12 protein-coding genes are annotated in these 13,439 nt (G+C 72.2%); 9 read left to right on the forward strand and 3 right to left on the reverse strand.

From position 1 onward, the window contains the following. Window positions 1-84 precede the first annotated feature (84 nt). Window positions 85-675 carry a DUF4232 domain-containing protein gene (locus ACFYNS_RS06950; RefSeq protein WP_388601297.1) on the forward strand — a complete coding sequence of 197 codons (591 nt, stop codon included), beginning with the start codon at window positions 85-87 and terminating at the stop codon, window positions 673-675. Between the two features lie 175 nt (window positions 676-850). On the opposite strand, the gene ACFYNS_RS06955 is transcribed toward ACFYNS_RS06950, so the two are convergent. The 3 genes from ACFYNS_RS06955 to ACFYNS_RS06965 all read right to left on the reverse strand — a co-directional run bounded on the left by ACFYNS_RS06955 (window position 851) and on the right by ACFYNS_RS06965 (window position 3,881). Continuing rightward, window positions 851-1,420, reverse strand: coding sequence for a sigma-70 family RNA polymerase sigma factor (locus ACFYNS_RS06955; RefSeq protein ID WP_388601299.1), 570 nt, complete (start codon window positions 1,418-1,420; stop codon window positions 851-853). A 446-nt stretch (window positions 1,421-1,866) separates the two neighbouring features. Continuing rightward, the gene (locus ACFYNS_RS06960) at window positions 1,867-3,051 is read right to left on the reverse strand and encodes a hypothetical protein (protein WP_388601302.1); all 1,185 of its coding nucleotides are present in this window, start codon (window positions 3,049-3,051) and stop codon (window positions 1,867-1,869) included. A 5-nt stretch (window positions 3,052-3,056) separates the two neighbouring features. After that, window positions 3,057-3,881: a transglycosylase SLT domain-containing protein gene (locus ACFYNS_RS06965; RefSeq protein WP_360298867.1), complete on the reverse strand. Its 825-nt coding sequence runs from the start codon at window positions 3,879-3,881 to the stop codon at window positions 3,057-3,059. Window positions 3,882-4,121: 240 nt separating this feature from the next. On the opposite strand from ACFYNS_RS06965, the gene ACFYNS_RS06970 reads away from it, so the two are divergent. From ACFYNS_RS06970 to ACFYNS_RS07005, 8 genes are all read left to right on the forward strand, one after another. Next, window positions 4,122-5,105 (forward strand): DUF6668 family protein, encoded by a 984-nt coding sequence (locus ACFYNS_RS06970; protein ID WP_388601305.1) that lies wholly within the window; start codon window positions 4,122-4,124, stop codon window positions 5,103-5,105. After that, on the forward strand, window positions 5,102-5,410 hold the full coding sequence (locus ACFYNS_RS06975; protein ID WP_276477080.1) for a hypothetical protein: 309 nt from the start codon (window positions 5,102-5,104) through the stop codon (window positions 5,408-5,410). The genes ACFYNS_RS06970 and ACFYNS_RS06975 overlap by 4 nt, the downstream gene beginning before the upstream one ends. A gap of 57 nt (window positions 5,411-5,467) precedes the next feature. After that, complete coding sequence (locus tag ACFYNS_RS06980; protein ID WP_276477081.1) at window positions 5,468-5,803, forward strand: hypothetical protein; 336 nt, start codon at window positions 5,468-5,470, stop codon at window positions 5,801-5,803. Between the two features lie 3 nt (window positions 5,804-5,806). Then, window positions 5,807-6,658: a hypothetical protein gene (locus ACFYNS_RS06985; protein ID WP_388601307.1), complete on the forward strand. Its 852-nt coding sequence runs from the start codon at window positions 5,807-5,809 to the stop codon at window positions 6,656-6,658. A 1-nt stretch (window position 6,659) separates the two neighbouring features. After that, on the forward strand, window positions 6,660-7,997 hold the full coding sequence (locus ACFYNS_RS06990; protein WP_360298877.1) for a hypothetical protein: 1,338 nt from the start codon (window positions 6,660-6,662) through the stop codon (window positions 7,995-7,997). 174 nt (window positions 7,998-8,171) lie between these two features. Continuing rightward, a complete protein-coding gene (locus ACFYNS_RS06995) occupies window positions 8,172-9,665 on the forward strand; it encodes an SCO6880 family protein (protein WP_360298880.1) in 1,494 nt (497 codons plus the stop codon). A 119-nt stretch (window positions 9,666-9,784) separates the two neighbouring features. Continuing rightward, entirely contained in the window at window positions 9,785-11,260 is a 1,476-nt protein-coding gene (locus tag ACFYNS_RS07000) for an ATP/GTP-binding protein (protein WP_388601443.1), read from the forward strand. Beyond that, window positions 11,257-13,362 (forward strand): type IV secretory system conjugative DNA transfer family protein, encoded by a 2,106-nt coding sequence (locus ACFYNS_RS07005; protein ID WP_388601310.1) that lies wholly within the window; start codon window positions 11,257-11,259, stop codon window positions 13,360-13,362. The genes ACFYNS_RS07000 and ACFYNS_RS07005 overlap by 4 nt, the downstream gene beginning before the upstream one ends. Window positions 13,363-13,439: the final 77 nt, after the last annotated feature.

Below are 13,439 nucleotides of genomic sequence, written 5' to 3' on the forward strand. Positions count from 1 at the left end.
CATCCGGTGAACTTTTCGCGCGGTGAGCGCATCACATCTTCCGTAAAGCGCACATGCACCCCGATTGAAAGGGGAATACCCGACATGACTGAGCAGCACCGCAGCAGCACGGCACGCGGACGGGGGGCGAAGCGCTTCGGCGCCGCGAGTCTGGCCGTCGCAGCCGCCGCGGGCCTCGGCCTCGCCGGCGCGGGAGCGGCCCAGGCGCTCGGCAGCCAGGCGCTCGGCAACCCGGCGGCGAGCAGCGTGCCCACCTGCAACACTTCGGGGCTGACCGCTTCCTTCGGACAGAAGCTCGGCGGCGGGATGAACCATGAAGGGGTCGTCCTCAAGCTGAAGAACACCAGCGGTCACACCTGCAATCTGCGTGGATACCCCGGCCTCGGTCTGGAGGACTCGGGTCACCGGACGCTGAGCTCGTCCGTGCACTGGGGCGACAGCTGGTACGCGAAGGACCCCGGCAAGAAGACGATCGCGCTGAAGGACGACGCGAGCGTGGCGGCCGTGATCTCCTGGACGCACGCCAACACCGGGACGCCCGACGCCCGGGACGCCGCGTACCTCCAGGTGACGCCGCCGGCCAACACCACGCACAAGACGCTGAAGTTCCCCTCCTGGGTGGACAACGGCCGACTGGAGGTCACCGCGCTGGCCACCGACGTACACGTCGGCTGAGCACGTTCCGGAACTGCCCGCCCGAGGCGCTGTCCCACGCCGGACAGCGCCTCGGCGTGCGGCCGGGCCGCCTCCGCGGCTCTCCTCCGGAGTCCGCCCGGCCGTGCGGCACCGGCTCCGCGTCCGGCGCCGCACGGCGAGCCGGGGACGGGTCCCCCTGCACCCCGGCCACCGGCTACTTGGCCGAGGCGGCGGGCTTCTCCGCCACCGCCCCGGGAACGTCCAGGGCCAGCCGCAGCTTCCGCACCGCGTGGTAGAGACGCGACTTCACCGTGCCCGGAGGTATGCCGAGCACATGGGAGACCTCACGGGTCGACCTGCCGGTGTAGTACGTCTCGTACAGCACCTCGCGGTGCGCGTGCGACAGCGTCCGGAACGCCTCCACCAGGACCAGCGAGGAGAGCACCCGGTCGACATCGTCGGCCTCGGAGAGCACGTCCTCCAACCAGGCGGCGCCGTCGACCTCGTTGGGGCGGGCCCGGCGCAGCCGGTAGTCGTCGATGACGAGATTGCGCGCCACCTTGAACAACCACGGACGCAGCTCCTGCCCCGAGCCGACGAGTTGCTGATTGCGCCAGCAGCGCAGCAGCGTCTCCTGGACGACGTCCTCGGCCCGTTGCACGTCACCACCGAGCAGCTGGAGCACATAACCCTGTAACGGCCGTGCGTGCTGCTCGTAGAGCGAGCGCATCGCCCGCTCCTGGGCGCTGGCCGCACCCTCAGACCCCAAGACGATCCAACTCACGGTTCCAACCCCTCGCATCATGCCGCCGACGACGGCGGACCGGCCCCGGGACGCGCACAGCGGCCCCCTCACGAGGCAGAGAGTCGCGAGGGAAGGTCCACATGCTGTTGACGGCCGTTCACCCCTCCGGTAAATGCTCACAGAGCATCACAAATGGGACGTAGACAGTCTTTTCCCGCTAAACCAGTGTCTTCCGTGCTTTACAAGGAATTAGATGCTCACCCTGCGGCAGAAGTTCACGACAGATCGGAGGGATTGCGTGACGCCGGTCACACGCGTCAGCGGCGAGGCCACCCTCAAAGGGCGGCCCTCGCCGTCAATCGAATATTGATGTCGCTGGTCAGCGGCCTCCTCTCTGGCCCGTTGTGATCTATCTCGCCGCCGGATCCGTGGGCGTCTCCGAGGCTGAAGGCATGTCAGACCTCGGATACCGAGGTGCCAGAGCGTCAGGCCGACCTGCCGGCCGGGTCCGACAACGCGTCCATCCGCAGTTGCACATGACGGGGCAACGTCGTGTCGTGCGCCGCCGGTCCGTCCTGCGCCGCGAGCAGCGACCATGCGTCGAGCAGGGCCTGACCGCGCGTCAGCACCTTTTTCGGGTCCGCGAGCAGATACCAGTTCCCGACCGCGCGCCGCAGATACCCGTACGCGCGCTGGTCGCCCTGCTGGTGGCAGATCCGGGCGAGGTCCAGATAGACCTCCGTCGCCTTCCCGTAGTTGCCGCCCTGACGGGCCACGAACGCCTCCAGATCACGGGCCTCCAGAGCGTAGGGGTGCTCCTCGCCGTAGCTGCGCACCGCGTGCTCCCGCAGCCGGAACGCGAGCACCATCGCGCGCTGCGCCTCGCCTTCCGCCGCGGCCCGGTTGATATGGGCCACCGCCTCGGCCAGCTCGCCGGGCACCGTCGGCCCGTCCGCGCCGGGCTCCGGCCCGGACGCGTTCGTCCCGGCGGCAAGCGGGGTGGGCGCCACGGGTGCGGTGACCCCGGACGCGGGCGCCTGGTTTGCGGACCCCGCGGAGGCAGGCGTCCCAGCCTCGGGCCCCGCGGAGGCAGGCATCCCAGCCTCGGGCCCCGCGGAGGCAGGCGTCCCAGCCTCGGGCTCCCCGGACGCGGGCGCCCCGGACACGGGCTCCGCCGGCCCGCCGGGCCTCGGCGATGACGTCGCGTCAGGAGCAGGCGCGGCCGGTGCCGGTGTCCCGGAGACGGGTGGACCGGGCACGGGTGGGGCTGCCGATACCGGCCCGCCCTGCACGGCGTCGGGGCCGGGCGCCCCGGGCGGCTCCGGACCGGTCGCGGGCGGCTCCCCGTCGGCCACCTCCGCCTGTGGCTCCACCAGTTGGCTCGACCCGTCGGGGGCGACCCGGATGTGCGTCGCGTACCCGCCCTCCCGCAGGTCGAGAACGGTCGCCTCGACCGGCTCGCCGCGCTCCTGGGCGGCGCGGTGCATCGCGTCGAGCACCGCGACATGGACCTCTTCCCCGCTCGCCACCGGCAGGCGCTCCCCGTTCAGCGCCACGCTGCCGTTGCGGGCGATGAGAGCCTCGAAGCGGCCCTCGAGGAGCGGCTGAGCGGTGTCACCGCCCGGTACCGGGCGGCGACCGTGCGCCGGACCGTCGGGGGTGTCGAGCATGCGGCTCACTCTCCGCTCTGATCGGGGTCGGGGGACGGGGAGTCGGAGGACGACGCGTCGGGGACGTCGTAGTCGGGGAACTCGGAGGGCGCGACAGAGCCGCCGATTCCCTCGAACCGCGGGAAGAGGGACCGCACGGTGATGACATAGCTCTGGGCCTTGCTGTCCTCGGGGACGCCGTGGGCCTCCTGGACGGCCTCCAGTCCCACTTCGTAGGCCGCGAGCGTCAGGTCCAGGACACTCTCGTCCTCCGGGGCTCTGCCGCTGTCGACGATCGGCTTGACGCTCTTGGCGAGCGAGCACATGTAGCGGCCCTGGGCCATGATCGAGTCCTCGGGATCCGTCGCCGAGGTCTCGTCGTTGTCGTCCTCGTCCTCGCCGAACTCGTCGAACTTGTCCGGCGGGAGCTGCGAGATGCCCTTCTCGCCGTGCGGCCCGAGCATGTCCTTGTTGAACGACGACTCGTGCTCGATCTGCGCCGCGATGACGACCGGGCCGATGGCGTCGCAGATGCCGCCGGCGTCCTGGATGGTCTCCGCCAGGTCCTCGGGGACGGTCTTCTCGTCCAGCTCGCCCTTGCCGTCGCCCTGGACCGACGCGGCGACCGCGTCCTCGTCGACGTCGGCCTCCGGGTTGTCGGCTCCGCTGCCCCCACCGCCGAAGAGCAGGATGAGCGCGATGATCGGGGCGAAGAGGACGCCCAGCCCGCCGAAGATGATCAGCAGGACCACGATGCCCGCCACCGCGGGAGGCAGCATCAGGCAACCGCAGCCCGTTCCGGCCAGGCCGATCATGGCCGCTTTCCCGGACGCCCCGCCACTCTCGCTCACCGGCTGTCTCCTCCTTCCCGTACCGCTTCCGCCACGGATCGCCACCGAGTGTCAAGAACGGTGAACCACTTTTGCCGAAGCCCCGTTGTGGCTCTCCGACGGAGCACAACGCGCTCGCACTTCGGAACGGGAACGAGGACGAATCAGTTCAATTCGTCTTCAACATCCGCTGCTCCGACCCACCGCAGTCCCGCGGAGCCACAGGAGCCATCAGTCGCACGAGAGGAGGCTGGACACGCGATGAGCGTCCCCCCACCGGCGTCCGCCGGGCAGACACCCGCCGGACCGCACATGTGGGTACGCGGACCGACCGCGCCCCAGCCCGAGCAGGAGGCACCGGAGCGGGCCGAACCGTCGGCTCCGCAGTCCGGGGCGGCCCCGCAGGCCGGCCCGACGCCGGATCCGGCCGCGGCGGCCACGGCGCCGCTCGACCCGGTGCGCCCGGCCGCACCGCAGCCCGGTCCGGCGACGGCACCCGCACCCGCACCCGCACCCGCACCCGCACCCGCACCGCAGCCGAGCCCGGCGAACACGACCCAGCCCCAACCGGCTGCCCCGCCCGCGCCCCAGCCGAACCCGGCACCCGCGCCCGTGTCGGCTCCCCCGCCCGCGACCACCCCGCAGCCCGGTCAGGCGGTTCCGGCCGCCCCGGCGCCGCAGTGGCAGCCGGAGTCCGTGTCGCCGACGGCTCCGGACCCGGCCGTGCAGCGCCCCGCACCTCGTGCGACCGCGCTCCCCGGCCTCGGTCAGGCGGCGGTCCCCGGCGCTGCGGCTCCCGCCGGCGGTGCCGTCAGTTGGGTCGGCGCGCACGGCGGGGCGGGCACGAGCACGCTCGCCGAACTGGCCGGCGGCAGCGACCTGGAGCGCCGCCTGCCCGATCCGGCGCAGGGCGAGCCCGGGCGGGTGCTGCTGGTGGCACGCACCCACGCGTCCGGGCTGCGGGCGGCCTCCCGTGCACTGGAGGCGCTGCACTCCGGGCGGCACCCGGCGGGCGTCGAACTGCTCGCGGTGGTGCTGGTCGCCGACGCGCCCGGACGCCTCCCCCTCCACCTCATGCAGCGGATCCGCGTACTGCGCTCGGTGGCCGACGTGCACCGGGTCCCTTGGATTCCGGCGTGGCGGGGGGACAAGCGCTCGGGTGCGCTGCCCAAATCCGTCCGCGTGCTCGCCGAGTTGGCGGGGGGCGCGGCCCAGCGCCCCGGAAGACGAGAGAAGAAGCGATGAGCGTACTGACCCGGCTGCTGGACGACGAGCCGCCTTTCGACCCGGAGACGGTGCCGCCCTACAGCCCGACCGGCAAGACGGCCGCGAACGCGGACGCGCTGCTCAACTGGCTCGCCTGGGGTGCCTCGGTGGCCGGCGTACTCGGTCTGATCATCGTCGGCACCCAGCTCTCGCTCCAGTTGCGCCGCGGAGACATGGGCGAGGGCGCGAGCTATTTCCGAGGGCTCTTCATCGTGCTCGTCGCCTCGGTCGTCGCCACCACCGCCGGTCCGATCGTCGAGTGGTTCGGCCCGTACAACACCTGATCCGTCGGGTTCCCCCCGACCGTCCCCTGTCAGCAGACAAAGACAAAAGGAATCCCCATGAAGATGTCGATGGTCTACTACTACTTGGCCGAGGCAGGCGTTCCGCAGCCGGAGCGGGAAGTTCCCGACGGACTCGGTGGCAAGATCAACCAGATGCTCGGCATGGCCGCGTGGGTCGGCACCGCCGCCGGAGTCCTGGGCATCGTGATCACCGGCGCGATGATGGGCATCTCCCTCAAGCGCGGTGAGAGCTCCGAACACATGAGCAGGCTGGGCATGGTGCTGGCCGGCTGCTGCCTCATCGCGGCCGCAGGCCCCTTCGCGAGCTGGCTCTTCGACAGCGGCGACGGCGGGGGCGACGCCGCCGGGTTCCTCATCCGCGGCGGCAACTGAGCGATGCTCGGCCGTGAACGGAACGAGGTGGCGGACGACGCCCCCTTCTGGAAGCAGCGCAGTTGGGTCTATTCGGCCGTGTTCCTGGGGACCGCGCTCGTATTGGCGACCTTCTCCTACCTCACGGGGGCGGACAACGGCCGAGCTGACGCCGCAACACCCGCGCCCCAGGCGGTGAAAGGCCCCCTCTCCCCCGGTGCCGAAGGCGAGGACCCGCTGCCTCCGGGCGAGCGACCGCACGGGTGCCGCACCAAGGACCAGGACATGAAGGACGCAGACGAAGAGGGACAGAAGAAGAAGGGGGAGGAGCCGGGTGCGGAGAAGAAGCCCAGCAGCGGCCTGAGCAAGGCCCGGCCGACCGCCGCACCGAAGGACGTGGTGTGGAAGAACCTGGACGGCATGCATGTGCCGACCTCCGCGTCGGTCGGCCCCACTCGGTTCGACGGACCGGTGTGGTGGTGCTACGCCCACACGCCCATGGGGGCCGTCATGGCGGCTCACGGGATTCTCACGCACATGGGCACCGAGGACTGGCGCACGGTCGCGGAGCAGCAGATCGTGCCCGGCGACGGACGCGACACGTTCATCTCCCAGCGCTCCGGCCTCGGCCGGCCGAACCTCGACGACGAGGACGCCGGAGTGTATTCGGGGTTCCTCGTCGGCTCGTACACACGGGACAAGGTTCAGGTCCGGCTGCTGATCAAGGGCGCCGGCGGAGGGCTGGGGGCGACGACGGTCACCATGCGGTGGAGCGGCGGCGACTGGAAGGTCGAGCCGCAGTCCGACGGCACTCTCTTCTCCGCTTCGGAATCCACCGTCAGCAGCGGCGGATTCGTCAGGTGGGGGGCTGCCTGAGATGGCTGACGTCTGCAGTGGTTCCGGAAACCCGCTGCTCGACGCTCTGGTGGGCTTCTTCAAGTTCCTGGGCGACCCGGTCGGCACCATCATGCGGGGCATCGGCGACCTCGTCATGCTGGGCGCCCTGGGCGCGTTCAAGTCGCTGACGAAGAACATCCCCACCTTCCTGCCGAGTGCCTCGAACCCGGTCCAGGGCCAGTTGCACTGGCTCGTCGTCTATACCGCCATCGGATCGCTGCTCTTCGCGTGCATCCGGATGGCGGCCGAACGCCGCGGCGAGGCGGGGCAGACCGCGCTGCGGGGCATGCTGCGCCTCATCGTGGTGGCGGGCGGCGGGACGGCTGTCGTGGGTGCCGCCGCCGCGGTGGGCGACGGCTTCGCCTCGCATCTGTACACCACCGCCATGAAGACGCAGATGAAGTCGATGGCGTGCGGTTCCTCGAAGGGCATCCCCGCATTCCTGTATGTGATCCTCGCTTTCCTGCTGCTCATCGCGGCCATCATCCACGGGATCCTGCTCTACATCCGGCTCGCGGTGATGATCGTGCTGTTCGGCACGCTGCCGCTGGCGGCCGCGGCTTCCATGAGCGACTGGGGCGGCGGCTGGTGGCGCAAGCACATCGGCTGGATGATCGCCTGGTTGCTCTACAAACCCGCGGCCGGTCTCGTCATCTTCGCGGGAACGGAGCTCCTCACCGGGAACGCGCCCGTGAAGGATTCCAGTGACAAGGTCCACATCAAGATCGCCGGTATCTGCGTGATGCTGCTGTCGGCCATCGCCCTACCCGCGCTGCTGAAGCTGATCGTGCCCGCCACGGCAGCGCTCGGCGGTGGCAGCGCCTTCTCCGGTGCCGCGTCCGCCGCCGGCGGCGGCATCGCCACCGGCGCGAAGTCGATCGCCACCGCCGGGCTCTCCGGCGGGGGCGGCGGTGGCGGCGGCTCCAACTCCGGTTCCAGCAGCCGGTCCGGCCCCTCCGGCGCCTCCGGGCCCGGCGGGCAGTCCGGATCCGGTGGCCGGTCCGGGCCGGGGGGCAGAGCCGGGCCCGCCGCGCTGGCCAAGACCGGCGGCGGAGGCGGCGGAGGCTCCGGCGGCGGGGACGGCACAAGCCCCTCCGGCAGCAGGAACTCCCGCGGCGGAGGCTCCGGCGGAGGCGGAAGCGGTGGATCCGGCGGCGGAAGCGGCGGGGGCCCGAGCGGGGCCATCAGCCGCGGCGCCGGGGCGGCGGGTGTCGCGCTGGCGGCCGGCGAGGCCGCCAAGGGCATCGCCAAGGGCACCGGGCAGCTGTTCACCGGCGCGGTGAACGACTCCAACCCCGATCTCGGCCACAACAAGTAGGGCCCACCCGGCCGGGTGCCGCCGGACCTCCGGGACCGGCGGCACCCGGACCGCCGCGGACCTTCGGACCCGCCACGTCACCGGCGCCGGAGGGCTCCCGGGGCGCGGCCGAATCCGGCGGGCCCGGCGGGTGGGCCCGGGCGGAACCCAGAGGGACACGGAAGGAAGCAACGCATGTCAACCCAAGCCGCGTCGAGCCCGACGTACGGGAACTGGCGCAGGCCGAGACGACCGGGACTCGGGCCCTTCGGCATGCTCGGTACCGCGGGGGTCTTCGGCGGACTCATCGTCACCCTGCTGGCGTCGCTGATCTCGCTGGCGGCAGCGGTCGTCATCCTGGTGCCGCTGGCCATCGTGCTCGTACCGCTGATCATCCGGACCCAGGACGGGCGTAACGCCTACCAGTTGCTCGCGCTGCGGATCGGTTGGATGCGGCGCAAGTCCAAGGGGTCCACGACCTACGTCTCGGGGCCGCTGTCGCGCCGCCAGGAAGGCCGCTTCCAGCCTCCCGGCCTGCTGGGCCGGATGCAGATGCACGAGGGCCGGGACGCCTACGACCGGGACTTCGGCGTGCTCTTCCACCGCAGCCGGAACTTCTACACCATCGTCCTGGGCTGCGACCCCGACGGCGGTTCCCTGGTGGACCCGGACCAGGTGGACACCTGGGTGGCGTCGTGGGGCGGCTGGCTCTCCCGGCTGTCGCACGAGACGGGACTGCGCGGCGCCTCGGTCATCGTCGAGACGGCCCCGGACTCGGGCACCCGGCTCGCGCACGAGGTGCTGCCCCGGCTCGCCCCGGACGCCCCGGCTGCCGCGCGCGCCGTGATGGAGGAGGTCGTCGGGTCGTATCCGCAGGCGTCCTCCGAGATGCACACCTACATCACCCTCACCTACGGCCTCCCGCCCGGGCAGAAGCTCAAGCACGACGAGCTGATCACCGATCTGGCCACCCGCATCCCGGGCCTGCTCTCCGGGCTCGTCGGCGCGGGCGGCGGCGTGGCCTACCCGCTGTCGGCCGAACGGATCGCCGAGGTGGTACGGGTCGCCTACGACCCGGCGGTCGCGGGCGAAGTCCTCGACATCCGGGCCCAGCACGGCGGGACCGGGCTGGAGTGGGAGGACGCCGGTCCCTCGGCCTGCGTCGAGAACGTCGCCTCCTACCAGCACGACTCCGGGGTCTCCCGCACCTGGATGCTCACCCTGGCCCCGCGCGGCACCGTGCGGGCCAACGTGCTCCGCGGCCTGCTGGAGCCCTCCCCCAGCACCCGCCGCAAGCGGGTGGCACTGCTCTACCGGCCCATCGACCCGGCGACCTCGGCGCGGATCGTGGAGGCCGACCGGCGTGCCGCCCAGTTCATGGCCACCTCCGGACGCGGCATGGTGCAGGCGCGCGCGGCCACCGAAGTGCGGGCGACGGAACAGACGGCCCAGGAAGAGGCGACCGGCGCGGGCCTGGTGGAGTTCTCACTGATGCTCACCGCCACCGTCGACGACGAGGAGGACCTGGCCGACGTGAGCGCGACCATGCGGAACCTGCAAGGCGCTGCGCGGCTGTCGATGCGCCCGGCGGACCGGATGCAGGCGGCCGCCTTCAGTTGCACCCTGCCCACCGGAATCCTGCCGTGGGAACTCACCCTGGTGCCGCGCGACCTGCGGGAGGCGCTGTGAGTCCGCGGGGCGGCCAGAAGCGGCCCAAGCAGAAGGCGCCGCGCCGGGAACCCATGGCACCCTCGCGCGGCTGGCCGGGACCCGGCGGCGGGCAGGTCGGCGGCATGGACCCGCCCACCATGTGGCGGGCCACGACGGTGCAGGCGTGCGGGCTGTGGCCGTTCGCGGCGGGCTCGGGCGCGCCTATGACGGGGGTCCCGCTGGGGCAGCACCTGCACACGGGCGCGACGGTGTGCGGCGACCCGCTCTCCTGGTTCACCCGGGCGCGCTACATCTCCAACCCGTCGCTCTTCATGCTCGGCATGCCGGGCCTGGGGAAGTCGACGCTGGTCAACCGGATGCTGATCGGCCTGTCCGCAACCGGCGTCGTACCGCTTGTGCTGGGCGACCTCAAGCCCGACTACGCGGACACGGTGCGGGCCCTGGGCGGTCAGGTGATCTCCATCGGCCGGGGCACCGGCGGCATCAACCTGCTGGATCCGGGCGCCATGGGCGCGGTCGCCGCCCGGATCGGCGGCAAGGCCGGGCAGTCGCTGATGGCCGAGGCGCACGGCCGGGTGCTGAACATGGTCGCCGCGCTGATCACCATCGTGCGCGGGCGGCCGATGGACGACCACGAGCAGGCCGTCCTCTCGGCCGTGCTGCACCACCTGCGCGAGCGGACACGCCCGGGGCAGGCCCCACTGCTGCCGGACGTGCTGAAGGTGCTCAGCGAGGGCCCGGACCGGGTGCGCGCGGTGACGCTGGACCGCGGGGACGAGACCCGCTACCGGGACGCGGTCGACCCGCTGCACCGCTCGCTGCTGGGCATCCTCGACGGTCCGCTGGGCGACACCTTCGCCTCGGAGACCTCGACCCGGGTGGATCTGCACGCTCCCGCGGTGTGCATCGACATCTCCCGGATCGGGGAGGCGGACACCCAGTTGACCGCGGCGGCGATGCTCGCCGCCTGGTCGGACGGGCTCGGTTCGGTGGCCGCATCCCACGCGCTGGCCGACGAGGGGCTCACGCCCAGGCGCTGGTTCTTCACCGTGCTGGACGAGCTGTGGCGGCCGCTGCGCGCGGCCTCCGGCATCGTCGACCGGATCGACGCGCTCACCCGCCTCAACCGCACGCTCGGCATGGGCGACGCCAAGATCACCCACACCCTCAAGGACGCCGAGTCGCTGGGCACCGACGCGGACCGGGCCAAGGCCCGCGGCTTCGTGGAACGCGCGGGCATGGTCGTCTGCGCGGGACTGCCGCGGGCGGAGATGGAGGAGCTGGGGAAGATCGTCGGGCTGTCCCAGCGGGAGATCGAACTGGTCTCCTCCTGGTCCTCGCCCCCGGGCTGGGCCGTGACCGGAGACCGCGAGGAGCCGCCCGGCCGCGGCCGCTTCCTGATCAAGGTGGGCGGCCGTCCCGGTCTCCCGATCAAGGTCGGGATCACCGAGACGGAGAGCCGGCTGCACGACACCAACGTCCGCTGGGTGCAGAACGACGCCCCGACCGAACAGCCCGCTCCGGGCACCGGCGTCGAACAGCAGCCTGCGGCAGCGCCGGATCCGGCGGCCGGGCCGGCTGCTCCGTCGGAACCGGACAGGAGGATCGCATGAATCCGAGCCCGAGTGCGGCAGGGGGCATGCACAGCCGGGATCTGTGGCCCTGGGCCATCGTGGGCGTGATGGTGCTCGCCCTGACGACATCCGCCGGGGTGTGGCTCGGCGGCACGCTCGGGGCCGCGCTCAACGGTGCCGGCTGGCACGCTCCGGCGTTCTCCGTCACGCTGCTGGCCACACTGCTCACCAAAGGCTCCGGAGCGCTGTGGCCGCAGGCGTCACCCGTCGCCGTGTACTGCGGGATCGTGCTGGTCTTCGGGGCGGCCACGGCCGCGGTCGTCGTCCCCGTGTGGCGGCTGATCAACCGCTCGCGGTCCCGCACCAAGGGCCTGGCCGGGCGGCGGGAGCTGGCCGCCATGCTGCCCGCCGGGATCGAGAAACGCGCCCGGGAACTGCGGCCCTCGCTCAAGAACGAAGCCGAACTGCACCCGGACCAGACCGGCAATCTGCTCGGCGATCTGGACCCGGACGGACCCGAACTGCGCTCCTCCTTCGAGGACGTGGAGCTGGACCTGATGGCGCCGCGGGCCGGCAAGTCCACCGGCATCGCGGTACCCAGGGTGCTGCGTGCCAACGGCGCGGTGCTGCTGACCTCCAACAAGTCCGACGTCTACGCGGTCACCCGGGCGGCCCGCGAACGCACCGGAACCGTCTGGACGTTCGACCCGCAGGGGATCGCCCACAGCCCGCGGGGCATGTGGTGGAACATCCTGGCCGACTGCCACACCATCGAGGGCGCCCGTCGGCTGGCAGGTCACTTCGTCGCGTCGGTCAACGACGACGCCTCCAAGAAGGACTTCTGGATCTCGGCCGCCCAGAACACCCTCACCGCGCTGTTCCTCGCCGCGGCCCGCGGCGGCGCGGCCGTCACCGACCTGCTCGGCTGGCTGGCCGACCCCGCCGACCGCACCCCCGTCGACCTGCTGCGCGACGCCGACATGATCGCCATGGCCGAGCAGCTCCAGGGCACGGTGCGCGGCGCCGTCGAGACCCGGGACGGCATCTACGAGACCGCACGGCAATGTGTGGCCTGCCTGCTCGACCCCGAGATCGCCGCCTGGGTGCAGCCCGATCCGCAGCTGCCCGAGTTCCGCCCGCACGAGCACGTGCTGGGCCGCGACACCCTCTATCTGCTCTCCAAGGACGGCGGAGGCTCGGCCGCGGGCGTCATCGCCGGACTCGCGGACGCCACCCTGCGCGCCGGAGTGATCGCCGCCGAGCGGATGGGCGGCCGACTCGACCCGCCGATGACAGCCGTGCTGGACGAGGCCGCCAACGTCTGCCGCATCTCCGACCTGCCCGACCTCTACAGCCACCTGGGCTCACGCGGCATCAACGTCGTCACCCTGCTGCAGAGCTACCGGCAGGGCTCCCGGGTGTGGGGCGAGGCGGGCATGGACGCGCTGTGGAGCGCCGCCACGGTCAAGCTCCTGGGCGCGGGACTCGACGACGCCGACTTCGTGGACAAGGTCTCCAAACTCGTCGGCCAGCAGGATGTGAAGACCGCGTCCTACTCGCGCAGCAAGGAGGGCGGCTCCCACTCGGTCTCCTACCGCCTGGACCCGATCCTTCCTCCGGACAAGATCCGTGCCCTCCCCAAGGGCACGGCCCTGCTGCTGGCCACAGGCGTCCGCCCGGCGCTCATCCGGCTGCGCCCCTGGTTCAAGGAGCCGGGCGCCGGGGCCATCTCGGCGGAGGCCAAGGCCGAGTCCGAGGCGATCACCCGGCGCGCGGCCCGGGCCTGGGCGGGCAGCGGGATGGGCGGGGACGCACCCGCCGGAATGAGCGTCGGGGTCGAGCACAGCGCGGAAGAAGACCACGAGGACGACTACGACGACTACGACGACTACGACGACGGCCGCGACCCCGGATACGACGACGCCCCGTACCCGTCGGACATCGGCCGCCCGGCGCCGCCCTCCGGCTGGGCAGCGCCGGAAGACGCCGAGGAGGCGGCGTTCCTGGAGAAGGTCCCTCCGGGAGATGTGGACCGCTCGGAGAGCGCCGGGTACGTCACTCCGGACGGCCCCGCAGGCAGCGGCCCGTCCCACGGCCTGTCCGACGACGGGTTCCGGTGGACCCGCGAAGCGACGAAGTGACCGCTCGCAGACCCGCCTCGACCGCTCGGGGTCGTCCCCGGGGCCGGCCACTGGAGCCGCGCCGTGACCGGCCGCCC

The organism is Streptomyces sp. NPDC006925, assembly GCF_042869575.1.
Taxonomy (GTDB): domain Bacteria; phylum Actinomycetota; class Actinomycetes; order Streptomycetales; family Streptomycetaceae; genus Streptomyces.

Bases quoted from the DNA above. Each gene is read 5' to 3' on its own strand.
- ACFYNS_RS06980 (WP_276477081.1), top strand. From the start codon at position 5,468: ATGAAGATGTCGATGGTCTACTACTACTTGGCCGAGGCAGGCGTTCCG.
- ACFYNS_RS06970 (WP_388601305.1), top strand. From the start codon at position 4,122: ATGAGCGTCCCCCCACCGGCGTCCGCCGGGCAGACACCCGCCGGACCG.
- ACFYNS_RS07005 (WP_388601310.1), top strand. From the start codon at position 11,257: ATGAATCCGAGCCCGAGTGCGGCAGGGGGCATGCACAGCCGGGATCTG.
- ACFYNS_RS07000 (WP_388601443.1), top strand. From the start codon at position 9,785: ATGTGGCGGGCCACGACGGTGCAGGCGTGCGGGCTGTGGCCGTTCGCG.
- ACFYNS_RS06985 (WP_388601307.1), top strand. From the start codon at position 5,807: ATGCTCGGCCGTGAACGGAACGAGGTGGCGGACGACGCCCCCTTCTGG.
- ACFYNS_RS06950 (WP_388601297.1), top strand. From the start codon at position 85: ATGACTGAGCAGCACCGCAGCAGCACGGCACGCGGACGGGGGGCGAAG.
- ACFYNS_RS06995 (WP_360298880.1), top strand. From the start codon at position 8,172: ATGTCAACCCAAGCCGCGTCGAGCCCGACGTACGGGAACTGGCGCAGG.
- ACFYNS_RS06960 (WP_388601302.1), bottom strand. From the start codon at position 3,051: ATGCTCGACACCCCCGACGGTCCGGCGCACGGTCGCCGCCCGGTACCG.
- ACFYNS_RS06990 (WP_360298877.1), top strand. From the start codon at position 6,660: ATGGCTGACGTCTGCAGTGGTTCCGGAAACCCGCTGCTCGACGCTCTG.
- ACFYNS_RS06975 (WP_276477080.1), top strand. From the start codon at position 5,102: ATGAGCGTACTGACCCGGCTGCTGGACGACGAGCCGCCTTTCGACCCG.